Consider the following 15,546-nt stretch of genomic DNA (forward strand, 5'->3'; position numbering starts at 1 on the left):
CGGTGAACCTTTTTGCGGCCAACAACGACCAAGCAGACAGGAGCCCGGCGGTAGCACCGGCCATGAACATCGCATCTGACCCCATGTCCGATCGTGATCTCGTGAGCCGCGTCGCAAACGGCGACCGCGCCGCTTTGCGGCTCCTGTTCACGCGGCACCACGCACGGGTCTACCGTTTCGTGGCGCGCCAGACGGGGTCGGAAGCGATGGCGGATGACGTAGCCAATGAAGTGTTTCTCGAATTGTGGCGCCAGGCGCCGAAATTCGAAGGCCGTTCGGAAGTCTCGACCTGGCTGCTCGGCATAGCGCGCTTCAAGGCGCTGTCGTCGATGCGCAAGCGCAAGGAAGAGTGGCTTGACGACGACGATGCGGCTGCAGTGCCCGACGACAACGACACACCCGAAGTGGCGACGATGAAGCAGGACAAGGGTGCGGCCCTGCGCCGCCTCGTCGACACGCTCGCCGACGAGCATCGCACGGTCATCGACCTTGCCTATTACCATGGCAAGTCGGTCACCGAGATTGGCGAGGTGCTCGACATTCCTGTCGCCACCGTAAAGACGCGGATGTTCTATGCCCGCAAGAAGCTCGGCGAAGCCTTGAAGGCCGCCGGATACGACAGGGGCTGGCCATGAGCGCTGCCGAGAAGATGTCGCGCCGCGACGAGATCGAAACGCTGCTGCCCTTCTACCTGAACGGCACGCTCGAAGGTTCCGAGCTGGCAACCGTGGAGGACTGGCTGGCCAGTGATCCCGAGGCACCCGCCGCCCTCGAAGCCGCCGAGGCCGAATTCTCCGGCACGATGGCCGCCAACGAGGCGATCCGCCCGCCCGCCGATGCGCTGAGCCGCTTCTCCAAGCTGCTCGACGCCGAAGCCGGGCCGGTGCGCGAGCCGCAGGCACAGTCGCTGCTGTCGCGGGTATGGGAACGCTTCATGGGCCTGCCGGTCGGCGTCGCCTGGGGTGCTGCGGCCGCACTGCTTGCTCTGGTCATGGTGCAGTCGGTGCTCGAACCCGGCGGCCGCGGCAACGACGTTCAGGTCGCCGGAACCGGCGAGGACCAGACCAAGCTGCCCTTCGCGCTGGTAACCTTCAAGCCCGACGCCAGAATGGCCGACATCGCCACCCTGCTCGGCGACAATGGCGCCTCGATCATCGACGGCCCGACGGCCAGCGGCGTGTTCCGCATCGCCATCCCGTCCGAGACGGTCGCCGATTACGACCACATCGTTGGCGTCATTGCGGCGGCACCCTTCGCGGATACGGTGACGGCAGGAAGGAAACCCGAGGGATGACCACGTCAGGGCTGATAACACGGCTTGTGCTGGCGGCGGCGTTGTTCGCCGCCACGCCTGTTTTTGCCCAGACTAACGACCCCAACCTGACGCCGCAACAGCTCGACTGCCTTAACCAGACAACGGCAGCCGGCAATGCCAATTGCCTGCAGCCGGGCGGCGCCGCACCTGGCGGCACCACCCCGGGAGGCCCCTCAGGCAGCGTCGGCCTGCCCGGCGCCGTCGGGCTGCCCGAGCTGATCGTCGACCTGTTCCCCAATCCCGGCGATTTTCCCGGCGTCGCCTCAGGCGGCCAGCCGGCGACACCGGTGCCGACACCCAACCCGCTGCGCGATCCGGCAGGCGGGGCTGCGCCTTCTAGTGGGCAGGCGGGATCTCCGCCGCCGGCCCCTCCAGCAGCCGATGCGACGCCGCCCGGCCCCGCCATCACCGCCGCGCCGCGCGCCATCTCGGGCAATTTCGTGCCCGACGAGGTGCTGGTGACGGTATCAGGCGATGCCACCGACGCCCAGGCGCTCGCGGCCGCCTACGGCCTCGAAATCCGTTCGCAGCGCCAGTCGACGCTGCTCGGCACCAGCCTCGTGCGTTTCGGCATTCCCGACGGCCGTCCGGTCGGCGTGGTGCTGGCGCAGCTCGCCGGCGACGGCCGCACCAGCGAGCGCGAACCCAACCACATCTACGAACTGCAGCAGGCAGCAGCCGCTCCGAGCTTCGCCTTCCAGCGCATCTCGCTCGACGAGGCGGCGGCGAATGGCGAGAACGTCAATGTTGCAGTCATCGATACGGCGATCGACGAAACCCATCCGGCGCTCAAGGGCGCCATCGTCGAGAGCTTCGACGCCATGCCAGGCGTTGCCGTCACCGCCCGCGACCACGCCACATCGGTGGCCGGGCTGATATCAGGCACCGGCGACTTCAAGGGCATGGCACCGGGCGCGAAAATCTTCCACGCCCGCGCCTTCGAGGGCGGCAAGTCGACGATGGAGATCATCCTCAACGCCCTCGACTGGGCCGCCGAGCAGAACGTCCAGATCGTCAATATGAGCTTCGTCGGACCCAAGAACGCGCTGCTGGAGCAGGCGAGCCGCGGGGCGCGTGCGCGCGGCATGATCCTCGTCGCCGCCGCCGGCAACAACGGTCCGGGCGCGCCTTATGGCTACCCCGCCGCCTACAAGGGCGTGATCGCGGTGACGGCCACCGACGCCAAGGACGCGATCATGAAGCAGGCCAATCGCGGGCCTTATGTCTATATCTCGGCGCCCGGCGTCGACCTGATGGCGCCGGTCGGCGGCGGCACCGACCTGGTCACCGGCACGTCCTTTGCCGCTGCCGTCGTCAGCGGTGCGATCGCCAACCTTTTGCATATCGAGCCGAAGCGCAGCGCCGACTCGATCGAAAAGGCTCTGGCGAGCACCGCCACCGACCTCGGCGACAAGGGCCGCGACACCGATTTCGGCTTCGGCCTGATCAACACCAGGGCAGCGGAAGCGGCAAAAGAATAGGTGCCATATCTATAAGAGGCAGCTTGCGCAACGCGCCGGAGCTACCTCCATGAACCAGCCCTGAGATAAACCGCGTTATCTACTTGACACACCAATGCGCCTCGGCGCCATGCAGGAAATTTACTGTGTTCATTATAATACTTCTCAATCGTTGCAGGCGACAACCAACAGTTGTACATGGTTTTCCATGCGCAACGCTCCTCTTTTCGCAGCCGCCAGCCTGGGATGCTTGATCATCGCTGCCTATGGCATGGCGTCGCCACAGGCCGTGGCCGTCAGTTCCTGGCCGCCGTTCAAGAAGGCGATGTGCGCCAGCCTGGTGGAGAGCTACCATGACAGCGGCACACGGCCGCCATATGGCACGCCGGAGTACAAGCGCTACGCCGAATGCTATCTCATCGTTTGCGGCACCCAGCTGGGCTGGTGATGGCATCACCATGCCACCGGTCGCGCCACGACACGGCCAGTGCAAACCAAAATCACCTGATATAGCTTTCGCTGTTTAAGAAGTTGCTTGAAACTTTTTTGCGCCACCTAACCTGTAGATCGTATATTTATTTTCGACTGACATTTGACGATTGCACTTGTCCTGTTGCAGTACGCGGCCTGTTCTTATTATTGCTTCAATCAATTTCCGCACCGGGACGAACGACATGATCCGCAAAGTATTCTTGCTTGGCCTTTCTGCAATTGTCGCGGGCTGCACGACCATGTCGCAAGGCGGGTACAAGACTGCACAGACGGCACTGGCCGGCAGTCCTTCGCTCAAGCGCGAGATCATGGCAAGCTGCGTCAAAGACGAGAACGCGCGCTCGGCCAAAGACAAGGCCGAGATGGCGGCGGTGTTCAACATCAACCCGGCCAACTACGCCCAGACGTTCTGCAAGCGCATGATCAACGGCATGGCCAGCAACCGCATCACCTACCAGGACTACCGCAACATCGATTCCGCCACCGCCGACAACAGCAAGCTGATCCGCGTCCTGCAAGGGCGCTGATCACAGCCGGACCGGCCAAATGCGCCCATCGCAACAGGAGGCTTGCTCAGCAATGCGCAGAACAGTTCTCACCATGCTGCTGTTGGCGCCGCTTCCCGCGCAGGCGACCTCCAACCACAGCCCCCACCAGATTTGCCATCTCCGCGGGTCGTGGGCCGCCGTCGTCATGACGGCCCGGCAGGCAGGCCTTCCATTGAGCGGCCAGTTGCATCTGGAGAAGGCGCCCGGCGCCGGCACACGCGACGAAATCCTCGCTGCCTACGAACATCCCCGCTTCTCGACGGCGCCAATGCAGCAACGCGCCATCGAGGACTATCGCAACGAAGTCGAACTGCGCTGTTTCAAAAACCAATAGCAGGCAGCCCGCCTGCCGCAGAGATTAGCCAGCATCGCAATGCTTGGCGTCCTGCCTTGAGCCCGCCGCAATCGGACCTATAGCTCCGCGCCATCATGACCTGTTCTTTTGAGTCCCGCTAAAGCCCCGCTTCACGCATCGCGTGGACCGGGGCCGTGTCAAGCCAAACCGGTGAGCCCCTGGCTCGCCACAGTGGATGACACCCGGTGCTTAGGCATCGGGACTGCGGACTCATACAATCATGAATATCTCGAAGAAGGAGCGCAAAGCGCTCGAAGTGCTGTCGTTCGGCGGCACCATTATCCTTGAAAAAGACGCCAGGAACCGGCCGCTGGAAGCCTCGTTCGTCACCCGGGAAGGCTGGTCCCTCGACGGCGCCGGCCTCGCCGAATTCAAGGTGCTGAAGGCGAAACGTCTGGTGGTCTCCCGCAACGGCGGCAACTACACCATATCAAGGGAAGGCGTGGTCAGCCTGCAGCAGGCACGCCAGGCGGCGAAGAAGGGATAGCCCATCTGGTGTCGGGGTATGGCAATCGCCGGTCCCAGCATCTGCCGGCAAGGTCCTGCTCAGTCCAGGCCGACGATCCGCTTGTAGGCGAGACCCGCCAGGGCAATGTCCTGCAGGCCGACGCCGACTGATTTGTAGATGGTGATCTCGTCCTCGCTGGTGCGGCCGCGTACCTTGCCGGCGAGGATTTCGCCGAGCTCGACGACCTTGTCCGAAGTCAGCGCCCTGGGATCGGCCAACACGAGATCGCCTGCCTCGCGCAGGCTCTGCTCGCGCCATTCGACTGTCACAAGCGAGGCACGCGCCATAGCCCGGTCGTCGAGCTCGCGCGTATTGGGCAGGCTCGAGCCGACGGCGGCGATGAAACAGCCTGATTTGAGCAGGTCGCCCGAAAACAGCGCGGATGGCGAACGCGAAGCGGCGACTAGGATGTCGGCTTCCGCGGCCGCCTGTTCGGCCGTGGCCAGTCGTGTGGGGATGCCGCAGGCGGCTTCAAGTTCTACCGCCGATGCAGGATCGGACGAGCGGCTGACAAGCAGCACTCGCCGGAGCGGGAAGGCCTCGGCCATCTGCACCGCATGGGCTCGTCCGAGCGGACCGGAGCCGAAGACGGAGAGCGTCGAGGCCTCCGGCCTGGCGAGGTGCTGGGCCGATATGACCGAGCAGCCGGCGGTCCGGAGCCTGGTGATGGCGCCGGCATCGAAGGTGGCGAGCGCGCGGCCGTCGACCGAGGAGAACAGCAGGATGATGAAGGAAAACTGGCCTTTGATGGTGGTGTAGACCTTGGCGCCGACCACCTCCTGGCCGGGGATGACCGCGCCCAGGGTCGACAGCTTGACGCCGCCGGCCTCGCTGCGGATGCGCGCCTGCATCGCCGCCTCCTCGCGGCCGAAACGCAGAAAGGCATCGGCCAGCACCTCGCGCGCCTCGGCGGCGGAGACGGCAGCCTCGACCAGCTCGTCTGATATGTGGGGCAGGCTCATGGGACGACCGTCCTCGCGAGGATGCCGAGCGCGCCGAGGCCGGACATGGTGAGCAGCAGTAAACGCACGCCACGCGGCGAAAAATAGCAGTGGAACCGGCCGGAGACGAAGAAGCCACCGAGCATCAGCGGGAACAGCAGGATGCCAAGCCAGAGCTGCGGCAGGGTGAAACGGTCGACATATGCCAACATCAATAGCGACAGGATGGCGCCGGCGAAGAAGACGCAGCTGATGGTCGCCCGCATCTGGCGCGGCGGCACATATTGCATGACTATGGCAAAGGGCGGCGCACCGGACGAGGTAATCGTGCCCATCAGGCCGGAGGCGAGGCCGGCGATCGCCATGTTCGGGTGAGACGCCCTGACCTTCCAGCCGGCGAAGCTGAGGCCAACACCGGCGAGGATCAACAGCGCAAAGACGATCGAGAATGCACTGGTCGGCAGGGCGGCGAGCGTGGCGCCGGCAAGCAGCGTGCCGCCGGCACGTCCGGCCATCAATGTCGTCACGCTCGGCCAGTCGACGGCATCGAAATCGCGGAGCAGGCCGAGCAGTGCCAGGCCGGCGCCCAACACCAGCAGCGGCCCGGGCGCCATCTCGGGAAAGAACAGCACCGCGAGCGGCGCCGAGACCATGGCAAAGCCGAGCCCGCCGATGCCCTGGAGCAAAGCCGCGATGAAGACCATGGCGCCCATGCCGACGAGATGGCCCGGCACGAAGTCGCCGGGCATCAGCTCAGTCAGGGACTGGAGCATGTCAGGCCCCAAGATAGATGCTCTTGATGCGGCTGTAGAAGTCCATGACGTTGGCCCCGCCCTGCTCCTTGGCCGTCTGATTGCTCGAATGCTTGAGGCCGCCGAAAGGCGCGTTGAGTGACACACCGGTTGTCGGGCTGTTGACCTTGACGATGCCGTGCTGGGTCTCGCGGGCGAAGCGCAGCACCGACGGCAGATCACCCGTCACCAGCGACACGGCGAGGCCGTATTCGGTGTCGTCGGCCAGCTTGATCGCCTCGTCGAGGCTGTCGATCGGGCGCACCGCGACGACCGGCCCAAAAATCTCCTCACGCCACAAACGGCTGGTCTCCGGCAGGTCGGAGACGACGGCAGGCCGGACGAAATAGCCATGCGCCAGGTTCGAGTCGGCCTCACGCAGCGCATCGCCGCCGACGACCCGGCCGCCCTCTTCGCGGGCGATGCCGACATAGGCCAGTACCTTGTCGTATTGCACGCGGGTGGCAAGCGGCCCCATCTGCACGCCTTCTGCCATGCCCGGGCCGACCTTGATGGCGGAGGCCGATTTTTCGAGCCGCGCCACCAGTTCGGCATAAAGCGGGCGGGCGACGAGCACGCGGCTGGTGCCGGTGCAGGCCTGGCCGGTGAGCCCGAAGGCGCCGCGCTCGATGGTGGCGACGGCCTTGTCGATGCCGGCGTCGACCAGCACGACGGTCGCGTTCTTGCCGCCCATTTCAAGCTGGACGCGGGTGTCGGTGGAGAGCGACGCCGCGATCTGCTTGCCAACCGCATAGGAGCCGGTGAAGGTCAGCGCGTCGACACCGGCGCTTGCGGTGATCGCCTGACCGACCTTCGCGCCCTTGCCCTGGACGAGCGCCACGAGCTTTGGTGGCAGGCCGGCCTCAAGCAGCACCTCGACGAGGCGCTGGCCCATCAGCGGCGTGATTTCGGACGGCTTGAACACGACGCCATTGCCGGCGGCGAGTGCCGGGCCGAGCTTGCGGGCGGCCATCGACAGCGGGAAGTTCCACGGCGTGATGACTGCGACCACGCCGACCGGCTGGCGCAGCGACAGCACCAGTTGTGCGCTGTCGCTCGGGTAAGTCTCGCCATTGAGCCGCAGCGCCTCGCCGGCATAGAGGCGGAAGTTGGCGGCGATGCGCCGGGCCTCGTTGCGTGCCTCGGTCAGCGTCTTGCCTTCCTCGCGGGTCAGCTCGGTGGCGATCTCGTCGGCGCGTCGGGCCATGATGTCGGCGGCGCGGAACAAAACGTCGGCGCGAACCTCTGGCGACTGCGCCGCCCAGGCCGGCCAGGCGGCCGAGACGCCTGAGATGGCGGCAGTGACATCGGCAGCGTCAGAATCCGGGAACAGGCCGATGAGGTCGCGCTCGTCGGCGGGATTGCGGTCCTCGAAGGTGGTGCCGCCAAAAGCTGGCTGCCACTCGCCGGCGATGTAGTTCAGGTGTCGCTCTGTCATTGGTCGTTTGCTTTCGGGGAGTCGTTTGCTTCGGCGGTCGTTCTGCTTCGAGAATGCGCCTCGGCGCACCCTGCTCAGCGTCCTTTTGGCACCCAGGAGACGGCGACATCGCCGAGCACGAAGGTCTGGCAGGCCATGCGGAAACCGGCGGCAAGATCGTCTGAAGTCAGGTGGTTGCGTTCCTTGGGCTTGACGGCATCGGTGTTCTCGATGCCGGTCTCGATCCGGCACTTGCAGGTGCCGCACAGCCCGCCGCCGCATTTGAAGGGGATGCCCCCCTTCTCGCGCAGCGACACGCGCAGCAGATTGCTGTTTTCGGGCGCGGACACCTGCTTGTTGTCGTTGGTGATGAAGGTGATGTTGATCATCGGCGCGTTCGATGCTGTTGGCCGGTCAGACCAGCTTGAGCTGGATGTCCATGCTGCCGTAGGTGGTGAGCGTCTTGAGCTCGTGGCGGGCGTCCTCGACGGACGAGAATTTCTCGAACAGCTTGCACGGCACGTTGTTCTCGATTTGCGGCGGCTCGTCCTCGACGATGCGGATGCGCGTCTGGTCCTGGTCGGTCAGCTTGGCGATGGTGAAGCTGGCGCGCTTGCGGCCGTAGAAGATGTAGTCGTAGGTTTCGACCGGCTGCACGCCGGGGCTCATTTCGGTCCGGAACTCGCCCGGCTTGGTCGTCAGAACCACATACATATCGTCCACCTCATGCTGATTGCTGGTCACGCCGACACCACCGAAGCGTTGCCGGCAAACTGTTCGGGAAGTGCCGCGCCCCTCCGGCGTGGCGAACTCACTTTGTCTTGCGCAATTCCGGACGGAAAACCGCAGCTAGGCTTGCTCCGTCACCTTCTCCTGGCGGAGTTCGATGTCGTTCTTGATCCACAGCTGGCAGACGAGCCGAAAACCCTCGTCGATCTTGTCGCCGAGCTGCTTCTTCTCCTTCCAGTTGGGCGGGGGCAGGTGCTCGGCGCCGGCAAGGATGCGGCTGGCGCAGGTGCCGCATTTTCCCATGCCGCATTTGTAAGCGAGGTGCGGATAGGGAAACTGCTTGATGCCGGCGCGGACGACGAGGTTGGTGTCCTCCTTGACCTCGCCTGAGAAGGCCTCACCCTTGCTATGGATCACGACTGTCGGCATGTGCGTGCCTCAAACCCCGCCGATGCCGGCGAGTTCGGGTTCCATCGGCGCAACGCGGCCGAGCTTCACATCCTCGGCAACATAGTCGTTGTAGAGGGCCGTGGTGTAGAGCAGGCGCATCTGGGCGCCGACCTCGCAGATCTTGAGGCAGCGTTCCTGCATCTCGACCGTACGCGCATGCTCAAGCACGATCTGGTAGCCGCGCTCACCATGGATTTCGTCGGACACGATGTGCAGGTCGAAGAACTCGACCTCCTCGTCGCTGAAGCCGTAACTGTCGCGCAGCGTCGGCGTCTGCTTGCGATAGATCGACGGCACCTGGGATTCGAGGCCGACCACCAGTCCGGCAACGGCAACGATCGGATCCTCACGCATCGCCACCGCATAACACCAGCTCTGCAGGCCGCGTGTCGTCGGCGACATGTTCTCCGGGTCGGTCATGCGCTCTCTGGATGTGCCACATGCTTCGCCGAAACGGATCAGCAGGTCGGTGTGGCGGTCGCCGCCGATCTCTTCCTCATACATGTTGGCGAGCAGGAAATCCTTGGCCTCGACATACTGCTCAGGCATGCGGGAATAGATGTAGCCGAGGTAATCCGCGAACGGCCCGACATAATGATAGTGGTTCTCGGCCCAGCGCGAGAGATGGTCGCGGCTCAGCTTGCCGCTGGCCCAGGCGAGGCTGAATGGCGACTTGTTGGCGCTCTTGCCCTTGATGGCGTTTTCCAGCGCGGTGCGAAATTCGTCCGGGTTCATCGGCTTGGTCATGCGGTTCCCCTGTCTTCGATATGTCAAACTCGATTTAGAATACTGTATACCAAATTGACATCGGCGCAAGTCGCATTCTACTGTCGTGCAGGTGATCACGGCGACATCACGCATACAGTATGTTGCAAGGGCGATGATCGAAGGCCTGAACCAGGATTGGAACGACAGCGATGGACAGCTCCGAGACACACGGCAACGCAGGCGTTCGCAGCGAAACCGCGATGGTGGCGACCGGGCACCCGCTCGCCGCCCGCGCCGCCCAGGACATGCTGGCCGCAGGCGGCACCGCGGTCGACGCGGCCATCGCCGCGGATGCAATCCTCGGCGTCGTCGAGCCAATGGCGACAGGCATCGGTGGCGACCTTCTGGCGATGCTGGTTGAACCAGACGGCCATGCCATCAGCTACAATGGCACCGGCCGCTCGCCGGCCGCATTGTCGGTCGAGGCGTTGGAAAAACTGCCGAACCGGCGCATCCCCGAACGACACGGACTGTCGGTCACCGTGCCCGGCGCGGTGCGCGGATGGTTCGACCTGCATGCCCGCTTTGGCCGCCTGCCCTTTGCCCAATTGATCGCTCCAGCCATCGCGCTCGCCGCCGACGGTTTTGCCGTCCTGCCGATCACCGCGCGCGAATGGGCCGTGTTCGAGCCGGTGATCAAGCTCGACCCGGTTGCAGGAAAACTCTACAGCGCCGGCAGCACGCCGCGCGAAGGCGAACGCTTCGCGAATCCCGAGCTGGCGGCAATGTTGCGGGCAATCGCCGCCGATGGGCCGGATGCCTTCTATCTCGGTACCCCGGCCCGCCAAGCAGCGGCAGCGAACCAGACCAGGGGCGGGCTGCTGACGGCAGAGGATTTCGCCAACCATCGCGGCGATTTCGTGCTGCCGCTCGAACGAAAGTTCCGTGGCCTGACCGTGCTCGAATGCCCGCCCAACACCCACGGCATGGCCGTGCTCGACGCGCTGGAGGAACTCGATGCCTTGCCGCTCGACCGGGATGATCCGACGACCACGCGTGCCATGGTCGAAGCAGTCGGCCGCGCCATGGCCAAGGCCAAGAAAATCGTCGCCGATCCATCGGGCAACACGGTCTGCACAGTTGTCGTTGACAAGGATGGCCTGGCGGTGACGCTGATGAGCAGCATCTTCAAGCGTTTCGGCTCCGGCATCGCCGTGCCCGGCTGCGGCTTCGTGCTGCAGAATCGGGGCTTAGGCTTTTCCGAACCGGGCCACATCAACGGGCCGGGGCCGTCGAAGCGGCCCTACCACACGGTAATCCCGGCGGCGACGTTGAAGGACGGCCGCTTCCATGCCGGCTTCGGTGTCGTCGGGGGCGCCATGCAGCCGCAAGGCCACGTCCAGATGATGGTCCGTCTGGCCGCCTGGGGTGAGAAGCTGCAGCCAGCCATCGATGCCCCGCGCTGGCGGTTGGAGGGCGATATGGCACTGGCGATCGAACCGGGCACGCCGGATGCGATCGTCAGGACGCTGCGCGACGCAGGCTACAGCGATCCGGAAGGTGCCGGCGAACTGGCCGGCCGCAGCGATTTCGGCGGTGCGCAATTCGTTGTGCGCGACGAAGACGGCGGCCTGCTCGGCGGCTCGGACAAGCGCAAGGACGGCGTGGCACTAGGCGCCTGAGCCGAGCACCTGCAAACATCACTCTCAACAGCTTTGGGGACAAGGATTTGACCACATCATTCGATCGCATCGTGCTCATCACCGGTGCCGGCAGCGGCATTGGCGCCGAAACCGCCCGCCGGCTTGCAACCCCTGGCATTGGCCTGGTGCTGCACACACGCAAGAATGCCGAGGGGCTGGAGAGCGTCGCCGAGACCTGCCGGGCATCGGGTGCTGCGACCGAGATCGTGCTCGGCGATCTCGCCGATCCCGTTGTGCCGGCGGCAATGATTGCTGCCGCCCGCGCCCGCTTCGGCCGCGTCGACCAGATCGTTTCCAACGCCGCCCAGGCGACGCGCTCGACGCTCGGCGAGGTCGGGCCAGACGATCTGGCCCAGGCGTTCGAGACGATGCCGACTGCATTGCTCCGTCTCGTCAATGCAGCGATGGCCGACCTCGTCGCCTCGGCCTGCGGGCGCGTGGTGGTGGTCAGCTCGTTTGTCGCTCACATCTTCGGCACCGCCGAGATCCATTTTCCGGCGACGTCTGCCGCCAAGGGCGCGCTCGAGGCGCTGGCTAAATCGATGGCCGTGCAACTTGCGCCGAAGGGCGTGACGGTCAATTGCGTCGTGCCGGGCTTCACCCGCAAGGATCCGACCGGCCATTTCGCGGCGACGACCTCGGCACTGGAAAAGGCGATCGCCGTGACGCCTACCGGCCGGCTGACCGAACCGGCCGACGTGGCGGCGGCGATCCTGTTCCTGCTGTCGCGCGACGCCAGGCAGATCACCGGCCAGTCGCTGCATGTCGACGGCGGGTTGACGCTGCCGTGACCGCGCCCCGCCGCCTGGCGCAATTCCAGAAAAAGTGTGCCGCGGTTTTCCGTCCGGAATTGCGCAAGAACAAGAAGGTGGAGCGCTTCCGCATTTCGAGGAAGAGCGGAAACGCTTTAGCCGCCGAAACGCGAAGGCGCGAAGGCGGCAACCGGCACCGGTGGCTGCTCGTCGTGGAGCAGGCTGGCGACGACGGCACCTGTCATCGGGCCGTTGGCGAAGCCGATATGGCCGTGGCCAAAGGCGAAGATCAGCCTGGGATGGCGGGCGGCGCGGCCGATGACCGGCAGCCCGTCCGGCGTCGACGGCCGGCTGCCGAGCCAGGTTTTGCCGTCGACCGGCGTGGTGAAGGAAAGCGTCTTTCGCGCATCGGGTTCGACACCGTCGATCTGGGCATGCTCTGGCGGATCGTCCTGCCGCGCCAACTCGACACCGGTGAGCAGGCGCACGTTGCCGTTCATCGGCGACAGCACGTAGCCACCGGCAGCATCATAAACCGGGCGGCGCAGCTCAACGCCCTCGGCAAGGGCAAAATGGCGATGGTAGCCGCGCTCTGCCGCAAGCGGAAAACGATAGCCAAGGGTGCGAGCAAGCTCGGCCGAACGGGCACCGGCGGCGAGCACGACATGGCGACCTTCGATCCTCCGGCCAGCGACCATGACCGCCATGGTCGTGCCGGTTTCGAGGATGGCTTCCGCCTTGCCGGCGACAAGGACCGCGCCCCGACCTTCTGCCGCCTGCCGGTAGAGCTCGACAAGTTCGCCGGGGCTTTCGACGGAACCGGTGTCGGGAAAGAAGATGCCATTGCTGAAACGGCGGGCGAGATGCGGCTCGAGCTGGCGGATCTCATCTTCGCCGAGGCAGTCGACACGGACGCCGTTCTCTTTCAGGACCGCCTGCTCCAGGGCGCTGCCGGCGAATGCCTCGGCGCTACGATAGAGGCGGAGCCAACCGTTGCGCTTGATCAGATGGCGGCCGCCGACGAGATCGGCCAGCGCGACATGGCGGTCGAACGCCTCGGCGACCATTGGGTTGAGTGCCGCCGCAGTGCGGCGCCATGCGCCCTCCTCGGCGGCAAGCAGGAAGCGCACCAGCCAGGGTGCGAGATGCGGCAGCGAGCGCAGGCGGGCACGCACGGCGATGTCGCGGCCAAGCGCATAACGCGGCAAGCGCGCGCGGATACCGGGTGCGGCCATCGGGAAGATCGAGCCACGGCTGAGCACGCCGGCATTGCCGAAGGATGCCCGGGCCTCGGCAATGTCAGGATCGATGACGGCGACGCTGAGACCGCGCGACTGCGCTTCGAGCGCCACCGACAGCCCGACGATGCCGCCGCCGACAACCACCACGTCGAACGGCTTTTCATTCTGCTTCACGCTGCCCACCCGATGCCCCGGTTGGTTCGATACCGGCCGATTCCAACAATGCATAACAGACGTATACTGATCAATTCCTATCTCTCAGCACCGGACGAAACATGCGCGACGTGACCCCACCTGCTCCCGCCTCCCAAGAGATCGCGCTGCCGCCCGAGGCAAGTGCTGCGGAAGCCGCCGATTTCGCGCGCGGCATAGCAGTGCTCGACAGGCTGGCCAGGCGCGTCACAGAGCTGGCCCGCACGCAGGAGCGAGAGGACAAACAATGAGCAGGCTGGAACAGCTTTCCATTGCGGAACTTGCCACCACAGTGACCCGCCGCGAGATCGCCGCCGTCGAGGTGACGGGCTATTTCCTCGACCGCATCGCGCGTTTTGATGGCGAGCTTTCGGGTTACGTCCATGTCGCCGACGAGGCAGCACTTTCGCAGGCACGGCGTCTCGACGCGCGCCTCGCGGCCGGCGAGACTGTCGGCCCGCTTGCGGGCGTGCCGATCTCGGTCAAGGACATAGTCGCGGTTGCCGGCATGCCCAACACCGGCGCCTCGCATTCGCGGCTCGGCCGCAGGCCGACGCAGGATGCGCCTGTCGTGCGCCGGCTCAGCGATGCCGGGGCGATCATCATCGGCAAGGCCAATTGCCATGAACTGGCCTTCGGCGGACCGTCCTTCGACCTGCCGTTTCCGCCGGCACGCAATCCCTGGAACCCTGAGATGTTTCCGGGCGGCTCGTCGAGCGGGTCGGGCGTCACTGTCGCCGGTGGGCTGTGCCTGGGTTCGGTGGCGACCGATACCGCCGGTTCGATCCGCCTGCCGGCGACGATGTGCGGCATGGTCGGCTTCAAGCCGGGCTTCGGCCTCGTTCCCGTGGACGGCATCGATGCGCTGGCCCATTCTATGGACCATTGCGGGCCGATCGCCGCGCGTGTCGACGACTGCCGCAGGCTCTATGCCGCGATGGCGGCGCACGAAATCGGGCCGATGCCTGCCGGCGACGCGCCGTCATTTACCGGCATGCGCCTCGGTGTATCACCTGACGCCTGGGGGCTGGGCGCCAGCCTGCGGCCCGAAGTGGTAACGGCAATGCGCAACGCGCTCGAGCTTTTCGCTGCCAACGGCGGCGAGATCGTCGAACTCGACCTGCCGCCGCTCGAAACCTTCCATGCGCCGGGCGCTGTGGTGATGATGGCCGAGATCGCGGCACATTACGGCGCCGAGGTGCGCGGCAATTTCTCCGCCTTCGGCGAAATGTTTCGCGGTCGCGCGCTGGTTGGTGAAAGTCTTGCCGCCGCCGACGTCGTCGCGGCACGGAAGCTGCGCGACGTGCTGCGCAGACGGGTCGACGCCAGCCTCGCCACTGTCGACGCCATGCTTTTGCCTGGCGCACTCGCACCGGCGGGACCGCTCAAGACAGTCGACAAGTTCTACTTCCTCGAGGAGCCTATCCCCAACATCCTGGCCAACCTGACCGGCCACCCGGCGCTGGCCTTCCCTTTCGGCAAGGCCGGCAGTGGCATGCCTCTGGGGTTGCAGATCGTCGGGTCAAGCGGGACCGAAAACCGCATCTTCGACATCGCCGCCATGTTCGAGCGCCTCGACGGCGATCTGGTCAGGCTGCCACCGCGCTATTTCAGCTGACGCCAGCCCCGCCGATCTGGCGGCCGACTCCTTGAACCACCGCAACAGTGGCGCCCGCCTGCTGCCCGCGTAACACTGCAGGCGGGCAACAGTTCAACATCGCTGCCAGCGAGAAACGCGATAACAGAACGTACAAGCAGTTCCTTGTTCGAAACGAGTATTGCCCAGCAATCTCATGCCGCGGTGGAGATCAGCCAAACAGGATAACGTCTCCCGCTGCACCAACAGGCTGGCGCAATTTGCACTCTTGTCGCCCAACACCAGCGCAGCCGTGGCTGTCGTCGCGATGTATTTTCCGCAGTCGTGACCGCCGGGAAAGGCGGAGG

At 65.3% G+C, this 15,546-nt stretch carries 19 protein-coding genes; 11 read left to right on the plus strand and 8 right to left on the minus strand.

Annotation, left to right across the window (positions count from 1 at the left end; translation table 11 throughout):
* The first annotated feature begins 62 nt into the window (after window positions 1-62).
* The 7 genes from N7E70_RS01630 to N7E70_RS01660 all read left to right on the plus strand — a co-directional run bounded on the left by N7E70_RS01630 (window position 63) and on the right by N7E70_RS01660 (window position 4,657).
* On the plus strand, window positions 63-635 hold the full coding sequence (locus tag N7E70_RS01630; RefSeq protein ID WP_067965790.1) for a sigma-70 family RNA polymerase sigma factor: 573 nt from the start codon (window positions 63-65) through the stop codon (window positions 633-635).
* Complete coding sequence (locus tag N7E70_RS01635; RefSeq protein ID WP_263005369.1) at window positions 632-1,294, plus strand: anti-sigma factor; 663 nt, start codon at window positions 632-634, stop codon at window positions 1,292-1,294. Before N7E70_RS01630 ends, N7E70_RS01635 begins: the two co-directional genes overlap by 4 nt.
* The gene (locus N7E70_RS01640; RefSeq protein WP_263005370.1) at window positions 1,291-2,796 is read left to right on the plus strand and encodes a S8 family serine peptidase; all 1,506 of its coding nucleotides are present in this window, start codon (window positions 1,291-1,293) and stop codon (window positions 2,794-2,796) included. Before N7E70_RS01635 ends, N7E70_RS01640 begins: the two co-directional genes overlap by 4 nt.
* A gap of 94 nt (window positions 2,797-2,890) precedes the next feature.
* Entirely contained in the window at window positions 2,891-3,223 is a 333-nt protein-coding gene (locus N7E70_RS01645; RefSeq protein WP_263005371.1) for a hypothetical protein, read from the plus strand.
* A 226-nt stretch (window positions 3,224-3,449) separates the two neighbouring features.
* On the plus strand, window positions 3,450-3,794 hold the full coding sequence (locus tag N7E70_RS01650) for a hypothetical protein (protein WP_263005372.1): 345 nt from the start codon (window positions 3,450-3,452) through the stop codon (window positions 3,792-3,794).
* Window positions 3,795-3,846: 52 nt separating this feature from the next.
* Window positions 3,847-4,149: a hypothetical protein gene (locus tag N7E70_RS01655; protein WP_263005373.1), complete on the plus strand. Its 303-nt coding sequence runs from the start codon at window positions 3,847-3,849 to the stop codon at window positions 4,147-4,149.
* Window positions 4,150-4,390: 241 nt separating this feature from the next.
* Window positions 4,391-4,657 (plus strand): YjhX family toxin, encoded by a 267-nt coding sequence (locus N7E70_RS01660; protein ID WP_263005374.1) that lies wholly within the window; start codon window positions 4,391-4,393, stop codon window positions 4,655-4,657.
* A 59-nt stretch (window positions 4,658-4,716) separates the two neighbouring features.
* Here N7E70_RS01660 and N7E70_RS01665 read toward each other — a convergent pair whose 3' ends face one another.
* The 7 genes from N7E70_RS01665 to N7E70_RS01695 form a co-directional block, all read right to left on the minus strand.
* A complete protein-coding gene (locus N7E70_RS01665) occupies window positions 4,717-5,640 on the minus strand; it encodes an ornithine cyclodeaminase family protein (RefSeq protein ID WP_263005375.1) in 924 nt (307 codons plus the stop codon).
* A complete protein-coding gene (locus N7E70_RS01670; RefSeq protein WP_263005376.1) occupies window positions 5,637-6,392 on the minus strand; it encodes a sulfite exporter TauE/SafE family protein in 756 nt (251 codons plus the stop codon). The genes N7E70_RS01665 and N7E70_RS01670 overlap by 4 nt, the downstream gene beginning before the upstream one ends.
* 1 nt (window position 6,393) lies before the next feature.
* On the minus strand, window positions 6,394-7,848 hold the full coding sequence (locus N7E70_RS01675) for an aldehyde dehydrogenase family protein (protein ID WP_263005377.1): 1,455 nt from the start codon (window positions 7,846-7,848) through the stop codon (window positions 6,394-6,396).
* 74 nt (window positions 7,849-7,922) lie between these two features.
* Window positions 7,923-8,216, minus strand: coding sequence for a 2Fe-2S iron-sulfur cluster-binding protein (locus tag N7E70_RS01680; RefSeq protein ID WP_067955016.1), 294 nt, complete (start codon window positions 8,214-8,216; stop codon window positions 7,923-7,925).
* Window positions 8,217-8,241: 25 nt separating this feature from the next.
* Window positions 8,242-8,571 (minus strand): ferredoxin, encoded by a 330-nt coding sequence (locus N7E70_RS01685; RefSeq protein ID WP_246765368.1) that lies wholly within the window; start codon window positions 8,569-8,571, stop codon window positions 8,242-8,244.
* A 105-nt stretch (window positions 8,572-8,676) separates the two neighbouring features.
* On the minus strand, window positions 8,677-8,985 hold the full coding sequence (locus N7E70_RS01690; protein WP_067955019.1) for a 2Fe-2S iron-sulfur cluster-binding protein: 309 nt from the start codon (window positions 8,983-8,985) through the stop codon (window positions 8,677-8,679).
* A 9-nt stretch (window positions 8,986-8,994) separates the two neighbouring features.
* Window positions 8,995-9,753 carry a TenA family transcriptional regulator gene (locus N7E70_RS01695; protein ID WP_154384526.1) on the minus strand — a complete coding sequence of 253 codons (759 nt, stop codon included), beginning with the start codon at window positions 9,751-9,753 and terminating at the stop codon, window positions 8,995-8,997.
* A gap of 170 nt (window positions 9,754-9,923) precedes the next feature.
* Between N7E70_RS01695 and N7E70_RS01700 the strand changes: the two genes are divergently transcribed.
* Window positions 9,924-11,396 (plus strand): gamma-glutamyltransferase family protein, encoded by a 1,473-nt coding sequence (locus N7E70_RS01700; protein ID WP_263005378.1) that lies wholly within the window; start codon window positions 9,924-9,926, stop codon window positions 11,394-11,396.
* Window positions 11,397-11,443: 47 nt separating this feature from the next.
* Window positions 11,444-12,208, plus strand: coding sequence for an SDR family NAD(P)-dependent oxidoreductase (locus N7E70_RS01705; RefSeq protein WP_263005379.1), 765 nt, complete (start codon window positions 11,444-11,446; stop codon window positions 12,206-12,208).
* Window positions 12,209-12,324: 116 nt separating this feature from the next.
* Here N7E70_RS01705 and N7E70_RS01710 read toward each other — a convergent pair whose 3' ends face one another.
* The gene (locus tag N7E70_RS01710; RefSeq protein WP_263005380.1) at window positions 12,325-13,584 is read right to left on the minus strand and encodes an NAD(P)/FAD-dependent oxidoreductase; all 1,260 of its coding nucleotides are present in this window, start codon (window positions 13,582-13,584) and stop codon (window positions 12,325-12,327) included.
* Window positions 13,585-13,685: 101 nt separating this feature from the next.
* Between N7E70_RS01710 and N7E70_RS01715 the strand changes: the two genes are divergently transcribed.
* Together N7E70_RS01715 and N7E70_RS01720 are read left to right on the plus strand one after the other, a co-directional pair.
* Window positions 13,686-13,853: a hypothetical protein gene (locus N7E70_RS01715; protein WP_154384523.1), complete on the plus strand. Its 168-nt coding sequence runs from the start codon at window positions 13,686-13,688 to the stop codon at window positions 13,851-13,853.
* Window positions 13,850-15,220: an amidase gene (locus N7E70_RS01720; protein ID WP_263005381.1), complete on the plus strand. Its 1,371-nt coding sequence runs from the start codon at window positions 13,850-13,852 to the stop codon at window positions 15,218-15,220. The genes N7E70_RS01715 and N7E70_RS01720 overlap by 4 nt, the downstream gene beginning before the upstream one ends.
* The last annotated feature ends 326 nt before the right edge of the window (window positions 15,221-15,546 follow it).

The sequence above is a fragment of the Aminobacter sp. NyZ550 genome (genome assembly GCF_025628925.2).
GTDB lineage: Bacteria > Pseudomonadota > Alphaproteobacteria > Rhizobiales > Rhizobiaceae > Aminobacter > Aminobacter ciceronei.